Consider the following 17,960-nt stretch of genomic DNA (forward strand, 5'->3'; position numbering starts at 1 on the left):
TTTTATGACTTGTTTTCAGGGGTGCCTGCTGTGTTGAAGTTGCGCACCAAAGGCGCAGACCACTTCGTCCTGACCTTTTCGGCCGATAATCTGCAGGCCGACTTTCAGCCCGCCGCAATCCAGTTCCACCGGCACCGTCAGCGCCGGATGGCCGCTGAGGTTGAACGGCCGAACCAGCGGGGTCATGCCGGCCACGGCTTTACTCGCGCTGCGCGCTTCGACCAGCGTTGGCGGCAGGCTCGGCATCGTCGGCAACAACAGCACGGCGAATTGCTCCAGTGCGGCGTCCACTTGCTGACTGAAACGCGCACGGACTTTCTCCGCTTGCGCCAGGTCGGCACCGCTGGTTCGGCTGGCGGCCAACAGGCGTTGCTCGACGTCCGCACCGATCAAACCTTTGCCGGTGAGGTGGCCGAACGCGGCCCAGTTTTCAAAATTGATCACGGTCAAACCGGCGGTGAACGCGGCTTCGAATTCGCTCAGGCGCAGGTTGCTGCGACGCCAACCGGCACGGTCAGCGGCAGCGCCGAGGCTCGCTTGCAGGTGCGGATCGCAGTCGACTTCGAGGAAGCCCACTGAGGCATTACCCGACGGCATACCTTGAACCTGAAAACCGGGGCAGATCACTTGCATCGCGGCGATCAGGTCCGCCATGTCGACGGCGAACGGCCCGACGCAATCAAGGCTCGACTCCGCCGGATGCGCACCGAGCCGGCTGACGCGACCGTAAGTCGGTTTCAACCCGGCAATGCCGCAGCACGCCGCCGGCACGCGCACCGAGCCGCCGGTGTCGGTGCCGATGGCGATGTCCGCCAGACCGGCCGCGACCGCGGCGGCCGAACCGCTGGAGGAACCACCCGGCACCCGATCCGGCGCTTGCGGGTTGATCGGGGTGCCGGTCCAGTCGTTAATGCCGGTGACGCCAAAGGCCAGTTCGTGCATGTTGGTTTTGCCGACGATTTGCCAGCCGGCGTCGAGGATCGCGTCGACGACGTCGGCGTTGCGGGTGGCCGGTGCCACCTCGGCAAAGGCGCGGCTGCCGGAACGGGTCGCATGCCCGGCAATGTCGATGGAGTCTTTGATCGCGACCCGTTTGCCGCTGCCACCGAGTATAAATTCGCTGATAAACGTGCTCATGCGCCCAACCCCGTGTTGAACAAGCGTTGCGTACGGAAATGCGCGATCAGCCAGACGCCGTCGCGACAGCGGAAATCGATGTTCAGGCGCGTGCCGAACAACTCGCTGCGGCCATCGGCGTAGGTGGAAATCTGCTGCATGATCCACTGCCCCCGAGCCGTGCTGCCGTCGACCACAATCGACTCGCTGGTGAGGAAATGCAGGTTCAGGCGAAAGTGCTCCGAGGGCGGCAAGTAACCGCCAACGAATGCCGCGATTGCCTCGCGCCCCTGGTGCTGGCCGAAGGTCTGCGCGGTCTGGCTGCCGACGCCTTCCCAGATCGCATCGACGCAGAACAGTGCCGCCAAATCGCGGACATGAGTCGGCGCCCTCGGCACATCGCACAGGTCCATGTAGCGCGCCATCAAGCGGCGCACCTGGCTCTCCCCTTCCAGCGTTGCAAGTCGCTGCAGCAAGACCTCGTTCATGGCTTAAACCTTGGCTGCATCAGGAATGGTCAGCGGACGACCGATGCGCGCTTCAACCTTGGCGTAGCGCCACAGGCTGTATTCGTTCACTGGCGTGGTGCGGAACAGGTTGCAGGCGTCGATCACCGATTGGTGGCAGTCGACGTCGGCCATGATGTACACGGTCCATGGCGAGGTGGTGGACGGGCCGACCATCAAGCGGTCATCGTCCATCGCGCCGAGCACGGTGATGCCGGGCATGGCGCCGAGCGAGCCCATCATCTGGCTGAAGCCTTTCCACACGCTCAGGCCTTCACCGGTGGGCAGGTCGAAAAAGTTTTGGGTGATGCCGATGCAGAAGACGACGCGCAGTGGTTCTTGAGTGGTCTGGGTCATGGAACTTGATCCTTGGAAGAGTGGGTTCAGATGTAGCCAGGGAATGGCGGTACGCCGAGGAACACCGAACCGGCTCCGTCGTACAGGCCTTCGCTGAGGAATGCGTGCTGAGTGACCACCATCGAGTCGCGCAAATAGCGCTGCAGCGGGTGGCGCAGGTAAATCGCGGTGGTGCCGGCGAGGCTGTAAGCGCTTTGCACCACAGCCGCACCGGCCTGGGACACGTGAATCGCAGACAGGCGCAACAGGCTGGTTTGCTCCGGCGTGACCGGGTGGCCGGCGAGGATCGAGTTCCACACTTGCTCGGTGGCGTTGTAGAAGAAGCCACGAGCGGCAGCCAGTTGCGCTTCGGCCTTGGCGATCTCGATGCGCACGTAAGCGCGGTCAGCCATTTTCGGCGCGCCGGTGATGCCGCTGCCGGCCGCCATGCGGCTGACTTCATCGAGGGCGGCGCGGGCCAGGCCGAGGTTGACCACGGCCAGCACTTGCGCGGCGTAGGCAATCGACGGGTAGCGAAACAGCGGTTCATCAATGGTCGCAACCCCGCCCCTGATAAACGTCCAGCGCTCATCGATGTGTTTGTCGGTGACGCGCAGGTCATGGCTGCCCGTACCTTTGAGGCCGACCACGTCCCAGTTTTCAACGATGTCGACCTGATCGGCACGGAACACGGCAGTTCGCGGTTTGCCACCGGCAGCGCCGATGCCGACACCGAGCAGGTCCGCGCCTTTGCAGCCACTGGCAAATTTCCAGGTGCCGCTGACCTGCCAGCCGCCATCGACCGCTTCGGCGGGTTGCAACGGGAACAAGCCTCCGGCGAACACCAGGTCCGGGCTGTCGGCATAAATTTCAGCCAGGGTTTGCGGTGGCAATGCGGCGAGATAAACCCCGGCGCTGCCGAAGCTGGCAACCCAGCCGGCGGACCCGTCGGCTTCGGAGATGCGTTCGATCATCTGCAGGAACAGCGCCGGTGCCAGTGCATCACCGCCGAAGCATTTCGGTGTGGCGGCGCGGTAGATACCGATCTGCTTGAAGCGCTCGATCATGTCCCGTGGCACGTGGGAGCCGGCGTCGAATTCATCGCGACGCTGGCGCACTTCATCCAGCACCTGCTGAAATGCCTGGCGGTGGACGCTGGTGTCGTCGACGTCTGGCAGAAGGTCTTTCTGCGCAGTAGCTGAACGCAGCATGGGCTTGATCTCCGTTGACTTGTTATTAGACGGAGCCTGCCTGGGGCGGGGCGACCGTTGATGGGTTCAGTGTAAAAACCGCATCCGCTCGCCACTATTGGGGCGTGTAACCCCTTGGCTAAAGAAAACCCCTAGCCCGCCCCCGGTAACCTCTGAGCGCATCGCCGGGCGCAAGCCGGTATAAAACGCCATACTTCGACTTCCTCTGTAATCGACCCCTCTGCCGCCAAGGGCTGCGCGATGTATCTGCCAAAACCGAACGACTTCTGCGCCCTGATTGAAGCCATGCCGCTGTGCATCATTCTTCACGATGCCCACAGCAAGGAGATCCTGTGGGCCAACGCCGCCGCCCTGACGGTGCTGGGCTTTACCCTGGAAGAACTGACGCCGCTCAAGGCCCCGGACATGACCAGCGATGCGCCGCAGTACCGGCGTTCGGTCGGTTTGCGTTGGCTGGAGGGCGCGGCACGCACTGGCCAGCGCGCCATCGAGTGGTGTTATCGCTCCAAGCAAGGCGTGGAGATTCTCTCGGAAGCAGTGGCGACGCTGGTGCACCTGGACGGTCGTGATGTGTTGATGGTGCAGTTCCGCGACATCTCCAAGGAGGACAAGGTCAAGCGCGACCTCAAGCGCTTCGAAAGCCGCCTCAAGGCGTTTATGCAGGATTTGGCCGAGGGCGTTGCGGTGCTCGGGCCGCAGGGCGATATCCGTTTTATCAGCGAATCTGCCGCGCAGTTGCTCAACAATGAGGATCAGCCGCTGATCGGCGAAAACTTCCTCGACTGGTGCGACGACACTTCACGCCAGCGCCTGCTGCAACAATTGTCCTGCGAACAGCCGGAACACGCACCGTTCAGCGTTCACTACCACTTGCAACGGCGTGACGGGGAATGGCGCTGGCACCATGCGACGTGCCGCTACATCGAGATTGAGGACGATCTGGTCGGGCATTTGCTGCTGTTCCGCGATGTCACCGAACAGGTGCGCGCCGAAGAAGCCCGGCGGGTCAGCGAGCAGAAACTGGAATACCTGGCGCGCTATAACGCCATGGGCGAAATGGCCGTGGCGATTGCCCATGAGCTGAGTCAGCCACTGGCGGCCACGCGTAATTTCATTGAAGGCGCGGTGATTCGTCTGGGCAAGGATCAAGGCACTGATCAAGGCGTGGCCTGGGGTTTGCAGAACGCAGTGCGGCAAATCGAGCACGCGTCGGTGATCATCAAGAGCGTGCGCGAATACGTGGTCAAGCTGGAGCAATCCGAAGAGCTGATCGACCTCAATGAGCTGCTGCGCGAGACCCAATACTTCATCAGCCTGCGGGCTGATCCGAGCCGGATCACGGTCGAGATCGTGACCGGTCCTGAACCGTTGCTGATCAGTTGCGAGAAGGTATTGATCGGGCAGGTCATCCTGAACCTGGCCTTTAATGCCATCGAAGAAATGAGCGATTTGCCGCTGGACCGGCGCGTGTTGCGGATTCAGGCAAGCCAGGGTGATCAGGTTGCGCAGGTGCGGGTTGAGGATCGCGGACGCGGGATTCAGGCACTGGAGCAGGACAAGCTGTTTGACGGTTTTTTCTCTTCAAAAGTCAGCGGCAACGGCATTGGCCTGGCGCTGTGCAAAAACATCATCGGCCGCCATCGCGGGGATATCTGGGCGCAAAACCTGGAACCTTGTGGCGCGGTGTTCGCCTTCTCCCTTCCCCTCGCCACCCCCATCTAAAAGTCACCCGCACACCTGTGGTAGCCGCTGCCGAAGGCTGCTGCAGGGGTGCGTTCGCCCGTGTCATTTGAATCGCTGTGGCGTGTTTTCTACGACTGGCACAGACACACAAACACTTGGCAGCCACAGCAATTCTCGGCTTTTCCCGGCGAGGCAGAATCGAATTGTAAAAATCTGCCCAAGCACCCGCGATCTGCGTGAATAACAATTCAGGGAGTTCCCCTAATGCGAACCAACAGGATCAACGTACAGTCAGCGCTAGGTCTGAGCCTGCTTGTACTCGGCTTGAACAGCGCCCGTGCGGACCTGCCGGCTGACACCATCGGCCAGACCGTCCTGGCGTTTCCGCCGGAAGTCCATCGTGCATTTATCGTCGACGTCGAATTCGAAAGTTTCGTGGCGGGCCGCGTCACCGTGGTCGACCCCGACAAGAAGCGCGTGCTCGGCATGGTGCCGACCGGTTTTGCCGCGCCTTCTACGCTCAGCCGCGACAAGAAAACCCTCTACAGCGCCGACATTTTCTACTCGCGCGGTACTCGCGGCACCCGCACCGATGTGCTGACCGCGTGGGACAGTTCGACCCTGGCGCCGGCCTGGGAACTGTTGATTCCGACCAAGCGTGCAGAATCGTTGACCCAGCGTTTCGGCATCGGTACCAGCAGCGATGACCGCTTCGTCTACGTCTACAACTTCACCCCGTCGACCTCGGTGACCGTGGTCGACACGCAAACCAAATCCGTCACCGCCGAACTGGCGATTCCGGGTTGCGTGCTCAACTACCCGGTCGGCAACCGCCGCTTCGCCTCGCTGTGCGGCGATGGCAGCTTGCAGGTCATCACGCTGAACGATCAGGGCCTGGAAACCGCGCGCAGCCGCACGCCGTTCTTCGACCCGAACGCGGAGAAGCTCAACGAGCGCGCGGTGAACGTCGGCGACACCTACTACTTCACCACCACGACCGGCACGGTTCGCCCGGTGGATTTCTCCGCCGACGCGCCGAAGATCCTGCCGACGTGGTCGCTGACCACCGACGAAGAAAAGAAAGCCGGCTGGGCACCGGGCGGCTGGCAACTGATGGCGGTGGCACCGAAGCTCGACCGTTTGTACGTGTTGATGCACGACGCGCACGAGCCGATGAAGTGGGAAGACCCGAGCCCGCTGATCTGGGCGTATGACCTCAAGACCCACAAGAAAGTCGCGACCCTGGAAGCGCCGGTGCCGGTGTGGAGCATGCAAGCGACGGGCGACGACAAGCCACTGTTGCTGGGTGCCGACGTCGAAGGCGGTTTGCAGATTTTCGATCTGAAGACCAACAAGCTCACCGGCAGCATGCCGAAAGTCGCAAAAACCGCGACTCAGGTCATGAGCTACTAGACGAGGTTCGGCCATGCATTTCGATCCGATCTTCATCATTGCCAGCGCCCTCACCCTTGCGGTGTTGCTGGCCAGTGCCGCGACGCACAAGGTGCGCGCGCCGGCACGTTTTGCCAAACAGTTGGCGGACTACCAACTGTTGCCCCAGGCGCTGGTGCGCCCGGTCGCCCGTGTGATTCCAGCGGTAGAGCTGGTGATCGCATTTGCGCTGCTGGTGCCGGTCAGCCGGTACTGGGCAGCGTTGGCAGCGGCCGGTTTGATTGCGCTGTACGCCACCGCCATCGGCATCAACCTGTGGCGCGGTCGCCGCGACATTGATTGCGGCTGTGCCGGCCCGGACCAGGCGCAACCACTGCGCCCGATCCTGTTGCTGCGTAACAGCGTGCTGGTGACTGTGGCGCTGCTGGCCAGTGTGTCGCCGCTGGCCCGCGACCTGGGTTTTTTCGATGGCTTCGTCACCGTTGCCGCCAGCGCTGTGGCGCTGCTTCTGTACGCCGCAGCCGATGGCTTGCTGGCGAACTCCCCTCTTCTGCTCAAACTGATTGGTAGGTGATCAATGGAAGGCTTAATTGTTTCCAACGTTTTGCTCTGGATTTTGCTCGCGGCCGTGGCGTTTGCCGTCATGGGCCTGGTGCGTCAGATTGGTGTCTTGCACGGCCGCCTGGCCCCGGCCGGCGCGCTGATGATGGACAAAGGCGTGGCGGTCAACGAAGCCGCGCCGCAAGTCACCGCCTCCGACCGTAACGGTCGCCCGGTGAACTTCGGCTACGCCGGCGAAAAGAATCAGCTGCTGTTCTTCCTCTCGCCAACCTGCCCGATATGCAAGTCGCTGTTGCCGGCGATCAAGTCCATCGCCAAGGAACAGGCCGATCGCCTCGACGTGGTGTTCATCAGTGACGGCGACATGGACGCCCAACAAAAGCTGATCCGCGAACACAAACTGGAAGACGCCACATACGTCGTCGGCCCGGAAGTCGGCATGACCTATCAGATCGGCAAGCTGCCATATGCGGCGCTGATCGACAAAACCGGCACCCTGCGCGCCAAAGGACTGGTCAATTCCCGCGAGCACCTGGACAGCCTGTTCGAAGTCGAGCATCTGAAAAAGGCCACGTTGCAGGAATACCTCAACAGCCAGCCGCACGCACATGACCACAGCCACGGCCATAGCCACTGATTAAGGCAGGGAGATTTTTATGAAACTGCTGGACTTGTTGTTCGAGCGCTCGACCCGTCGAGTAGCCGACACCACCTCACGCCGCAAACTGCTGTCGCGCATGGGTTCCCTGATGGTCGCAGGCGCTGCGCTGCCACTTCTGTTGCCGCTGGACCGCACCAGCAAAGCGCTGGCTGCCGACAACCCGAAAGCCGGTGACCCGGGTGATCCGAACAGCTGTGACTACTGGCGTTACTGCTCCATCGACGGCTTTCTGTGCAGCTGCTGCGGCGGGTCGGTGACGTCTTGCCCACCAGGCACCGAAGCTTCGCAAGTGACCTGGATCGGTACCTGCCGCAACCCGGCCGACGGCAAGGACTACATCATTTCCTATAACGATTGCTGCGGTAAGCAAAGCTGCGCCCAGTGCGCCTGCACCCGTAACGACAGTGAAGAACCGGCCTACCGCCCGTTCAACAACAATGATGTGAACTGGTGCCTGGCCGCCAAATCGCACATCTATCACTGCACCGTTTCGATCATCCGTGGCGTCGCCGTTTAACGCGCATTGCCGCCGGTTGCTCACGCAATCGGCGGTTTTTTTTGTGCCCCAAGCGCGATCCCTGTAGCAGTTGGCGAAGCCTGCGTCCGACTGCTACATGAACGTGTGTTATTACCGTAGAGGTGCTGGTCATGCGTAGGTTGCTATTCCTCGGTCTGGTGTGCGTCATGGCTGCTCCGCTCGCCTATGCCCGGGCCATTCCGAACCCGGCGCAGCGGCATGCACCGGGCAATGAAGAACTGCAAAAACCCATCGCCCAGGCCGGTTACAGCGTGGGCGTGAACTATCAGTTGCAATGTGCCGGCTGCCATTTGGGCAACGGCATGGGCTCGGCCGCCAATGACACGCCTCGGCTCACCGGGTTTGTCGGCAACTTCCTCAAGGTCCCGGGCGGGCGTGAGTTTCTGGTGCGTGTGCCGGGCATGTCGCAATCGGCGCTGAACAACGCGCAACTGGCTGACCTGCTCAACTGGCTGATGCGCGAGGACGGCCTGGCGGGCAAAAGTACGCCTGCGGATTACCAGCCATACAGTGCTGACGAAGTGGCCGAGCTGCGTCACAAGGCTATGCTCAATTTGCCGGGGACCCGGGCCGAGTTGATCAAGGCCATGCGGACACAAGGCATCGCGATTGAAGATGGGATGAGCTACTGATTCAAACAGGCATCGCAATGACGCCTGACTGGAAACCAGTGTCATTTCGGCCATTTTACAGGCTTTAATTGCTAACAGATTTCGGACAGCCAACAGCCTTCTAGACTCATCACATCGAGGGGAGCCACGCTCCGCACGTATTTTCATACGCGGATGAATAACAAGGAAACAATACCTTGAGAGCATCGACAATCTGCGTCGCGGGCAGCGTGCTGTTTTCGGTGGGCGCTTTTGCCACCGGGATCATTCCTGTCTTCGACCTGGATTTCACCCGGTCAGCCGATCAGACACTGAAGAAGCTCAACATCAACGACGCGTGCATCGTGGCGGCGCCTGACCCCGTCGCGTTCACCTATTGTCGGGAAGGCTCGACCACCCTGTGGAAATATCAGGCTGTTGACCTGGAACAACAGTCAGCAATTCACGTGGGTGCCCGGCAGCCCCTGATGGAGACCGGGCAAATCAGTGTCCTGGAAGTCAACAGCGCGGCGTGCCGGCAGGAAATGGAGCCCGATGCCAAACCGCCTCTGGTGAGCTGGGCGGTGCTCGGCCTGGGCGTCCTGTTTTTGCTGATGGGCTTGCGGTACACCTACCAGGTCATTCGCCACCACTACGATCAACGTGCAGCGTTATCGGATCCCTTCTGGCAACCGCCGCTCGGGCCTGTGCCGCCGGCGCACCATGCCATGGCGAAGGCGTTAGGCGCGTTTGGCGTCGCCGTTTTGCTGGCCCTCGCTTATTGCTGCTGCGCCGTTATCTGACCTCGACTCCCCCGCTGAATCCGCGCCCCACAGGATGAAAATCCGCCTCTCCCAATTTCAAAAACAACGACAACCCGTACCTCTGCGCGACAAGCCTTATCCCTCCACGAAAATTACTTTCGCCTCGTTTGAATATCACCTCTCGAAATGTTTTAAGAGTTTCACAATCCATTCGACGTGACCCTTTCGAGGAGTACCGCATGACCCTGTCCTTCGGCTATTGGCTGCTGGTGTATGCCGCCATCGCCATCATTGCGCTGATCGTGCTGATCGCCCGTTACCGACTCAATCCCTTCATCGTCATCACCCTGGTGTCCATCGGTTTGGCCTTGCTGGCCGGGATGCCGGCGTCTGGCGTGGTCGGCGCCTACGAGGCGGGCGTTGGCAAAACCCTGGGGCATATCGCGCTGGTGGTGGCGTTGGGCACCATGCTCGGCAAGATGATGGCCGAGTCCGGCGGTGCCGAGCAGGTGGCGCGGACGCTGATCGACCGTTTCGGCGAGAGGAACGCGCACTGGGCGATGGTCTGCATTGCGTTCCTGGTCGGGTTGCCGCTGTTTTTCGAAGTCGGTTTTGTGTTGCTGGTGCCGATTGCCTTCACCGTGGCGCGGCGTGTCGGCGTGTCGATTTTGATGGTCGGCTTGCCGATGGTCGCGGGGCTCTCCGTGGTGCATGCCCTGGTGCCGCCGCACCCGGCGGCGATGCTGGCGGTGCAGGTGTATGGGGCGTCGGTCGGGCAGACCTTGATGTATGCGATTTTGATCGGCATTCCGACGGCGATCATTGCCGGTCCGCTGTATGCGAAATTCATCGTGCCGCGTATTCAGTTGCCGGCCGAGAATCCGCTGGAGCGCCAGTTCCTCGACCGCGAACCGCGCGACAGTCTGCCGGGGTTCGGCATCACCATGGCGACCATTCTGTTGCCGGTGGTGTTGATGCTGATCGGCGGCTGGGCCAACCTGATTTCCACGCCGGGCAGTGGCTTCAACCAGTTTCTGCTGTTCATCGGCAACTCGGTGATCGCCCTGTTGCTGGCGACCTTGCTGAGCTTCTGGACCCTCGGCATCGCCCAGGGCTTCAGCCGTGAATCGATCCTCAAGTTCACCAACGAATGCCTGGCGCCCACGGCGAGCATCACCTTGCTGGTCGGTGCCGGCGGCGGCCTGAACCGGATTCTGGTGGACGCAGGCGTCACCGACCAGATCGTCAGCCTGGCCCACGAATTTCAGTTGTCGCCGCTGATCATGGGCTGGCTGTTCGCCGCGTTGATGCGCATTGCCACCGGTTCCGCGACGGTGGCGATGACCACCGCCTCGGGGATTGTCGCGCCAGTGGCCATCGGTCTGGGTTATCCGCACCCGGAACTGCTGGTGCTGGCGACCGGCGCCGGCTCGGTGATTTTTTCCCACGTCAACGACGGTGGCTTCTGGTTGATCAAGGAATACTTCAACATGACCGTGGCCCAGACCTTCAAGACCTGGACGGTGCTGGAGACCATTATTTCCGTGGTCGCTTTCGGCCTGACCGTGGGCCTTTCCTACCTGATTTAACCGCGCGCCAATCGACTTAAAAAATACGTCACCCCGACGGCCTGATGCTCAGGTCGCTCATCGGGCGCGCCCTTCTGCGCGCCGGTTTCGGGGTGGCGGCGACTCTCCAAAAATCATAAGAAATCATCAGGAGCACCGTATGTACAACCGAGCCGTCCCCACCGCCCTTTTGCTGGCCGCCAGTTCAATGTGCGCGCAGGCCGCAGACACCGCCGCGCACGGCTTTCTGGAAGACAGCAAAGCCACCCTGTCGATGCGCACCTTGTATTTCAACAGCGACAACCGCGATGGCACCGCGGCGCCTTCGAAAACCGAGGAGACCGCCCAGGGTTTTGTGCTGCGTTATGAGTCGGGGTTTACCCAAGGACCGGTAGGGTTCGGCCTGGATGCGCAGGCGCTGCTCGGTATCACGCTGGACAGTGGCGCTGGCCGCCACGTCGGCAGCGGCATGATCCCCACCGATGGCGACGGCGCTGCGGACGCCTGGAGCAGCTTCGGCCCGACGGCGAAGATGCGCATCTCCAAGACAGAATTTCGCTATGGCACCTTGCTGCCTAAATTGCCGATCCTCATCGCCAACGATGCGCGCCTGTTGCCGCAGTCGTTCACCGGCGCCCAGATCACTTCGAACGACATTGAAAACCTGACGCTGACCAGTGGAGTGCTCGAACACGCGGTCGGCCGGGCTTCGACAGACCGGACCGGACTGTCGGTCCCCGGCGCCACGCAGGACAGTAACAAGTTCTACTACGCTGGCGGTGACTACAACATCACCAAGGATTTGAAGGCTCAGTACTACTTCGCGCAGCTGGAAGAGTTCTACAACCAGAACTTCCTCGGGCTGGTCCACGTTCTGCCGATTGACGGCAAAAGCTCCCTCACCACTGACCTGCGCTACTTCAACACTACGTCGACCGGCGCCAACAGCAGCGCCGCCGGGCGGGCCCGAGGCTACGGCATGTCGGGTTACACCGAGGACAACAACGGCGAGATCGACAACAACACCTGGGCGGCGATGATCACCTACGTGAACGGCGGCCACTCGGTGTCGCTGGGGCATCAACAGGTGAGCGATGGCAGCAACTTCGTCCAGCCCAACCAGGGCAGTCTGGTGGACAAGGGCGCCGGTGGCGGCAGCGTTTACCTGCCCACGGACAAGATGATCCAGAACTTTGCCCGCGCCGGTGAACGGACCAATTTCGGTCAGTACACCTATGACTTCGCCCCCTTGGGCGTGCCGGGTTTGAAGGCGTCGGTGGTGTACCTCAAGGGCACAGACATCAAGGCCCGCAACGCCAGCGACCAGTCCGAGTGGGAGCGCGACATGACCCTGGACTACGTGCTGCAATCGGGCACGCTCAAGGGGCTCGGTTTCACCGTGCGCAACGCCAAGTCCAACACCGATGCCGGGCGCAACGTCGATCAAAACCGCTTTATCGTCAACTACACGATCTCGCTGTTGTAACCACCGCCCTTTTAGAAATCCACGCCCCTCTAGCAGCCGGACGCAGCCTTCGGCAGCTGCTACAGGGGTTCGCGTTTCGGTCGTTGATTGGCGGGCGGTGGGCTGGCGAGTGGATATCTGCACGAAGCTGATTATGCTTCAAGTAATCCGGCGGAAATGCCGGCGCCCTGCTTCGTGCAACTTGCAATCCGACGACATCAGCCCCAGGGCCTGGGTGCGGCAATTGATGAGAGGTACTCCGGCCTATAACAAGAGCAAGACGGAGAACGCCATGGCCGTAATCGACAGCACAACCACAGGCAGTACGCCCGGACACGGCATCACCAAGGAGGAGCGCAAAGTCATTTTCGCGTCGTCCCTGGGCACCGTATTCGAATGGTATGACTTCTACCTTTACGGCTCTCTCGCCGCGATCATCGCCAAGCATTTCTTCGCCGGCGTCAATGAGACCACGGCGTTCATCTTCGCCCTGCTGGCCTTCGCCGCGGGCTTCGCCGTCAGGCCTTTCGGCGCCATCGTGTTTGGCCGGTTGGGCGACATGATCGGGCGCAAGCACACCTTCCTCATCACCATTGTCATCATGGGCATCTCCACCGCCATCGTCGGCTTCCTGCCCGGCTACGCCACCATCGGCGTGGCGGCGCCGGTCATCCTGATCACCCTGCGCCTGTTGCAAGGCCTGGCACTGGGCGGGGAATACGGCGGCGCGGCGACGTACGTGGCCGAACATGCACCGCCCGGCAAGCGCGGTTACTTCACCTCGTGGATCCAGACCACCGCAACCCTCGGCCTGTTTCTGTCACTGCTGGTGATTCTCGCCTGCCGTACCCTGCTCGGCACTGAAGCGTTCGAAGCCTGGGGCTGGCGGATTCCGTTCCTGCTGTCGATCCTGCTGCTGATTGTCTCGGTGTACATCCGCCTGCAACTCAGCGAGTCGCCGGTGTTCAAGAAAATGAAGGAAGAAGGCAAGGCGTCGAAGGCGCCGCTGACCGAATCCTTCGCCCGTTGGGGCAACCTGAAAATCGTGATCATGGCGTTGCTCGGCGGGACTGCCGGCCAGGCGGTGGTCTGGTACACCGGGCAGTTTTATGCACTGTTTTTCCTGCTGCAAACCCTGAAGATCGACCCGCAAACCGCCAACCTGTTGATCGCCGGTTCGCTGCTGATCGGTACGCCGTTCTTCGTGATTTTCGGCAGCCTGTCCGACCGCATCGGCCGCAAGGGCATCATCATGGCCGGCTGCATCCTCGCGGCGCTGACCTACTTTCCGATTTTCCACGCGTTGACCCAATACGGTAACCCCGACGTGTTCGTTGCGCAGGAAAAGAACCCGGTCACGGTGATTGCCGATCCGGGCCAGTGCTCGTTCCAGTTCGACCCGGTGGGCAAGGCCCGATTCACCAGTTCCTGCGACCTCGCCAAGAGCCTGCTGGCGAAGCGGGCCATCCCCTACAAAAACGAGAAGGCTGAACCGGGCACCGTCGCCCAGGTGCGCATCGGCGACAAAGTGGTCCAGAGCTTCGAGGGCACCAGCCTGCCGGCCGCCGACTTCAAGACCCGCAACGACGCCTTCACCGCCACCCTCGCCACGGCCCTGAAGGAGGCCGGTTACCCCGAAAAGGCCGACCCGGCGAAGACCAACTACCCGATGGTGTTGCTGCTGCTGACCCTCCTCGTGATCTACGTGACCATGGTCTACGGGCCTATTGCCGCGTGGCTGGTGGAACTGTTCCCGGCGCGCATCCGCTACACCTCGATGTCGTTGCCGTACCACATCGGCAACGGCTGGTTCGGCGGGTTTCTGCCGACTGTAGCGTTCGCCATGGTCGCGGCCACCGGGGACATCTATTACGGGTTGTGGTATCCGATCGTGATCGCGGTGATGACGGCGATTCTGGGCACGTTCTTCCTGCCGGAAACCAAGGACCGCGAGCTTCATCACACCTGAAATGCGCAACCGCCCTCTCCTGCCGGGAGAGGGCGTGCCGGGTTCATTTGACCAGCCGCTTTTCCTTGGACGGCCGGTAGCCGAAGTAGGAGCTGTAGCACTTGCTGAAATGGCTCGGCGAGACAAACCCGCACGCCACCAGCACGTCCACCTGGGACAGCTCGGTGTGCTGCAGCAGCCGACGCGCCTCGGTGATGCGCAGCTCCATGTAATAGCGTTGCGGCGTGGTGCCCAGTTGTTCCTTGAACAGGCGCTCCAGTTGCCGACGTGAACGTCCGGCGTAAACCGCCAGCTGTTCCAGTTCCAGCGGCTCTTCGAGGTTGGCGTCCATCAGCTTGACCACCTCGCGCAACGGTGCGCTGACGCAGATGTTTTCCGCCGGTTTGATCCGCCGGTAGCGCGACTCTTCAAACGCCAGAATGTCTTCGATGCCCTCGACCAGGGCTTTGTCGTGCAGCCCTTTGATCCAGTCCAGCGCCATGTGGAAAGCCCCCGAAGGACTCGACGCCGTCAGTCGGTCGCGGTCAATCACATAGGGTTCGCTGGTGACCTGCGCCGCTTTGGACACCTCCGCCAGTGCCGGTCGATGTTCGGGGTGAATGGCACAACGATAACCGTCCAGCAGGCCAGCGCTGCCGAGGAACCAGGCGCCATTCCACAGCCCGGCCAGGGTGATGCCGCGCTCTGCCGCCGCCCTGAGCAGGTGGACGAAGTCATCGGCGGCCTTCAGCTCCGTGCGGTAGCCGCCACACACCACCAGCAGGTCCAGTTGCTGAATCGCCGCTGCATCGAAACGCGCGTCAGGCCGGATCACCAGGCCCAGGTCGCTGACCACCTCGCCGTCATGCAAGCCAAACGTTCGCGAGGCAAACAGGCCGGGACGCAACAGATTCGCGGTGACGATCGTATCCAGTGCCTGGGTGAACGCAGGCAGCGAAAAATGTTCGAGCAGCAAAAAGCCTGTGCGCGTCATCGGCACAGGCTTGTCCGCAGGTTCGTTGAGATAGCGCAGGTTTTTACCTTTCATACCGCCGCTGAATTGCCGTCGCTCGATCAATGTCCGACCCACTCAATTAAAGTCAAAACCGGTGAAACCATTATGCGACAGATCAGGCCCGCTGGAAGCCAGACGCGAGGTTGTTGATTGTGAATTAACCTTGGACAACAAACCATTTAGGCACGCAGCCAAAAGAATCTGGCAGGATTTCACAAGAAGCCCTCCATTGGCTGTAGCAAAGTGTGCTGTGCTGTCACCGGATTCCCAAGGAACTCATAAATGTTCACGTCCATTGCCTCGCTAAAAAGAAAACCGCTTGCCCGACTCGCGCTGGCCATCACCCTGGGCACTGTCGGTTTGCCGGGCTGGATGTCCACTGCACAGGCCCATGGTGGGGCCGCCGAAATGGTGCCTTTGCAGTCAACCCTTGAGGAATTCGGGGCCACGGTCAAATGGGACAACTACGCCAACCTGTTCGTGATTGCCAAGGACGGGGTTTACCTCAAGGTCAAACCGGACAGCAAAGTCGCCATGCTCAACGGCAAGCCGATGAAGCTGGCCGTCCCGGTGGTGTTCAAACACAACACCGCCTACATGCCGAAGGACTTCATCAATCAGGTGTTCCAGTCCGGCCTGGACAAGACCTTTGTCGTCGAAACCCGCCCCAACCCGCTCAATCCGTTGACCGCTGACGAAATCAAGGCTGCGGTGGACATCGTCAAGCAGTCCGAGCACTACCAACCCGGTTTCCGTTTCACCGAAGTCTCGGTCAATGAGCCGCCGAAGGATCAGGTCTGGAACTTCGTCTTCACCGGCCAGAACGTTACTCAGCCGCGCCAGGCCAACATCGTGGTGCTCGATGGCAAGCATGTGATCGAAGCTCTGGTCGACCTCGACGCCAAGGCGCTGAAGTCCTGGAAACCGATCGAAGGCGCCCACGGCATGGTCCTGCTGGACGATTTCGCCACCGTGCAATCGGCCGTGGAAACCAGCCCCGAGTACGCACAGGCCCTGGCCAAGCGCGGCATCACCGACGTGAAAAAAGTCGTGGCCACGCCGCTGACCGTCGGTTATTTCGACGGCAAGGACGGCCTCGCGCAGGACAAGCGGCTGCTGAAAATCGTCAGCTACCTCAATACCGGTGACGGCAACTACTGGGCCCACCCGATCGAAGGCCTCGTGGCGATTGTCGACCTCGAGCAAAAGAAGCTGATCAAGATCGAAGACGAAGCCCTGATCCCGGTGCCGATGAAACCGACGCCGTATGACGGCCGCGGTCGCAAGGGTGCCGAGGTCAAACCGCTGGAAATCATCGAGCCCGAAGGGAAAAACTACACCATCACCGGCAACAGCATTCACTGGCAGAACTGGGATTTCCACGTTCGCCTCGATTCCCGCGTCGGCCCGATCCTGTCCACCGTGACCTACGACGACAAGGGCAAGAAACGCAAAATCATGTACGAAGGGTCGCTGGGCGGGATGATCGTGCCTTATGGCGACCCCGATGTCGGCTGGTACTTCAAGGCCTACCTGGATTCCGGCGATTACGGTATGGGCACCTTGACCTCGCCGATTGCCCGCGGCAAAGACGCCCCGGAAAACGCCGTGCTGCTCGACGCCACGATCGCCGACTACACCGGCGCGCCGACGGCGATTCCTCACGCCATGGCGGTGTTCGAGCGCTACGCCGGCCCGGAATACAAACACCAGGAAATGGGCCAGCCCAACCTCAGCACCGAGCGCCGTGAGCTGGTGGTGCGCTGGATCAGCACCGTCGGCAACTACGACTACATCTTCGATTGGGTCTTCCAGCAAAACGGCACCATCGGCATCGATGCCGGCGCTACGGGTATCGAAGCGGTCAAAGGCGTCGAGTCCAAAACCATGCACGACACCACCGCCAAGGAAGACACGCGCTACGGTACCTTGCTGGACCACAACATCGTCGGTACCACGCACCAGCACATCTACAACTTCCGCCTGGACATGGACGTGGACGGCGAAAGCAACTCGCTGGTCGAGGTAAACCCGGTGGTGTTGCCAAACGACCGTGGCGGCCCGCGCACCAGCACCATGCAGACCGAGCACAACGTAGTCAGCACCGAGCAGCAGGCCGCGCAGAAATTCGACCCGTCGACCGTTCGCCTGATGACCAACTTCAGCAAGGAAAACAAAGTCGGCAACCCGGTTTCCTATCAGTTGGTTCCGTATGCCGGCGGCACCCATCCGGTGGCCAAGGGCGCGAACTTCGGCAAGGACGAATGGCTCTATCACCGCCTCAGTTTCATGGACAAGCAACTGTGGGTGACACGCTACGACCCGCAAGAGAAGTACCCGGAAGGCAAATACCCGAACCGTTCGGACAAAGACTCGGGGCTGGGGCAGTTCACTGCGGATAACCAGTCGATCGAGAACACCGACGACGTGGTCTGGCTGACCACCGGCACCACGCACATCGCACGGGCCGAGGAATGGCCGATCATGCCGACCGAATGGGTGCATGTGCTGTTGAAACCGTGGAATTTCTTTGATGAGACGCCGACGTTGAACCTTAGCGTCCCCAAGTAACCACACCCCCCCTGTAGGAGTGAGCCATCGCGAGC

16 protein-coding genes are annotated in these 17,960 nt (G+C 61.2%); 11 read left to right on the forward strand and 5 right to left on the reverse strand.

The genetic code is table 11. The features are described from left to right. Nucleotides 1-15 precede the first annotated feature (15 nt). Genes J2X66_RS25405 through J2X66_RS25420 form a run of 4 tightly spaced genes read right to left on the reverse strand, consistent with a single transcriptional unit; the run spans nucleotide 16 to nucleotide 3,169 of the window. Entirely contained in the window at nucleotides 16-1,137 is a 1,122-nt protein-coding gene (locus J2X66_RS25405) for an amidase (protein WP_310270142.1), read from the reverse strand. Beyond that, nucleotides 1,134-1,604, reverse strand: a complete 471-nt coding sequence (locus J2X66_RS25410) for a nuclear transport factor 2 family protein (RefSeq protein ID WP_310270145.1) — start codon at nucleotides 1,602-1,604, stop codon at nucleotides 1,134-1,136. The genes J2X66_RS25405 and J2X66_RS25410 overlap by 4 nt, the downstream gene beginning before the upstream one ends. Nucleotides 1,605-1,607: 3 nt before the next feature. Continuing rightward, nucleotides 1,608-1,979: a hypothetical protein gene (locus J2X66_RS25415; protein WP_007945348.1), complete on the reverse strand. Its 372-nt coding sequence runs from the start codon at nucleotides 1,977-1,979 to the stop codon at nucleotides 1,608-1,610. A 26-nt stretch (nucleotides 1,980-2,005) separates the two neighbouring features. After that, nucleotides 2,006-3,169: an acyl-CoA dehydrogenase family protein gene (locus J2X66_RS25420; RefSeq protein WP_310270152.1), complete on the reverse strand. Its 1,164-nt coding sequence runs from the start codon at nucleotides 3,167-3,169 to the stop codon at nucleotides 2,006-2,008. 240 nt (nucleotides 3,170-3,409) lie between these two features. On the opposite strand from J2X66_RS25420, the gene J2X66_RS25425 reads away from it, so the two are divergent. From J2X66_RS25425 to J2X66_RS25470, 10 genes are all read left to right on the forward strand, one after another. Beyond that, nucleotides 3,410-4,891, forward strand: coding sequence for a PAS domain S-box protein (locus tag J2X66_RS25425; RefSeq protein ID WP_310270155.1), 1,482 nt, complete (start codon nucleotides 3,410-3,412; stop codon nucleotides 4,889-4,891). A 225-nt stretch (nucleotides 4,892-5,116) separates the two neighbouring features. Then, nucleotides 5,117-6,265 (forward strand): amine dehydrogenase large subunit, encoded by a 1,149-nt coding sequence (locus J2X66_RS25430; protein WP_310270158.1) that lies wholly within the window; start codon nucleotides 5,117-5,119, stop codon nucleotides 6,263-6,265. Between the two features lie 13 nt (nucleotides 6,266-6,278). Beyond that, nucleotides 6,279-6,818, forward strand: a complete 540-nt coding sequence (locus J2X66_RS25435) for a MauE/DoxX family redox-associated membrane protein (RefSeq protein ID WP_310270160.1) — start codon at nucleotides 6,279-6,281, stop codon at nucleotides 6,816-6,818. 3 nt (nucleotides 6,819-6,821) lie between these two features. Beyond that, nucleotides 6,822-7,442, forward strand: a complete 621-nt coding sequence (mauD, locus tag J2X66_RS25440; protein WP_007945358.1) for a methylamine dehydrogenase accessory protein MauD — start codon at nucleotides 6,822-6,824, stop codon at nucleotides 7,440-7,442. A 19-nt stretch (nucleotides 7,443-7,461) separates the two neighbouring features. After that, on the forward strand, nucleotides 7,462-7,983 hold the full coding sequence (locus J2X66_RS25445; protein ID WP_218436500.1) for a methylamine dehydrogenase light chain: 522 nt from the start codon (nucleotides 7,462-7,464) through the stop codon (nucleotides 7,981-7,983). A gap of 131 nt (nucleotides 7,984-8,114) precedes the next feature. Continuing rightward, nucleotides 8,115-8,636 (forward strand): cytochrome C, encoded by a 522-nt coding sequence (locus tag J2X66_RS25450; protein WP_310270167.1) that lies wholly within the window; start codon nucleotides 8,115-8,117, stop codon nucleotides 8,634-8,636. Between the two features lie 176 nt (nucleotides 8,637-8,812). Continuing rightward, nucleotides 8,813-9,397 carry a hypothetical protein gene (locus J2X66_RS25455; RefSeq protein WP_310270172.1) on the forward strand — a complete coding sequence of 195 codons (585 nt, stop codon included), beginning with the start codon at nucleotides 8,813-8,815 and terminating at the stop codon, nucleotides 9,395-9,397. A 200-nt stretch (nucleotides 9,398-9,597) separates the two neighbouring features. Next, nucleotides 9,598-10,947, forward strand: a complete 1,350-nt coding sequence (locus J2X66_RS25460; protein WP_310270173.1) for a gluconate:H+ symporter — start codon at nucleotides 9,598-9,600, stop codon at nucleotides 10,945-10,947. Between the two features lie 139 nt (nucleotides 10,948-11,086). Then, complete coding sequence (locus J2X66_RS25465) at nucleotides 11,087-12,412, forward strand: OprD family porin (protein WP_310270176.1); 1,326 nt, start codon at nucleotides 11,087-11,089, stop codon at nucleotides 12,410-12,412. Between the two features lie 271 nt (nucleotides 12,413-12,683). Further along, nucleotides 12,684-14,360, forward strand: a complete 1,677-nt coding sequence (locus tag J2X66_RS25470) for an MFS transporter (protein WP_310270179.1) — start codon at nucleotides 12,684-12,686, stop codon at nucleotides 14,358-14,360. Between the two features lie 43 nt (nucleotides 14,361-14,403). On the opposite strand, the gene J2X66_RS25475 is transcribed toward J2X66_RS25470, so the two are convergent. Next, on the reverse strand, nucleotides 14,404-15,417 hold the full coding sequence (locus J2X66_RS25475) for a GlxA family transcriptional regulator (RefSeq protein WP_310270182.1): 1,014 nt from the start codon (nucleotides 15,415-15,417) through the stop codon (nucleotides 14,404-14,406). 219 nt (nucleotides 15,418-15,636) lie between these two features. Between J2X66_RS25475 and tynA the strand changes: the two genes are divergently transcribed. Continuing rightward, entirely contained in the window at nucleotides 15,637-17,925 is a 2,289-nt protein-coding gene (gene tynA, locus J2X66_RS25480; RefSeq protein ID WP_310270185.1) for a primary-amine oxidase, read from the forward strand. The last annotated feature ends 35 nt before the right edge of the window (nucleotides 17,926-17,960 follow it).

This window comes from Pseudomonas sp. 3296 (assembly GCF_031456615.1).
In the GTDB taxonomy this organism is placed as follows: domain Bacteria; phylum Pseudomonadota; class Gammaproteobacteria; order Pseudomonadales; family Pseudomonadaceae; genus Aquipseudomonas; species Aquipseudomonas mucoides.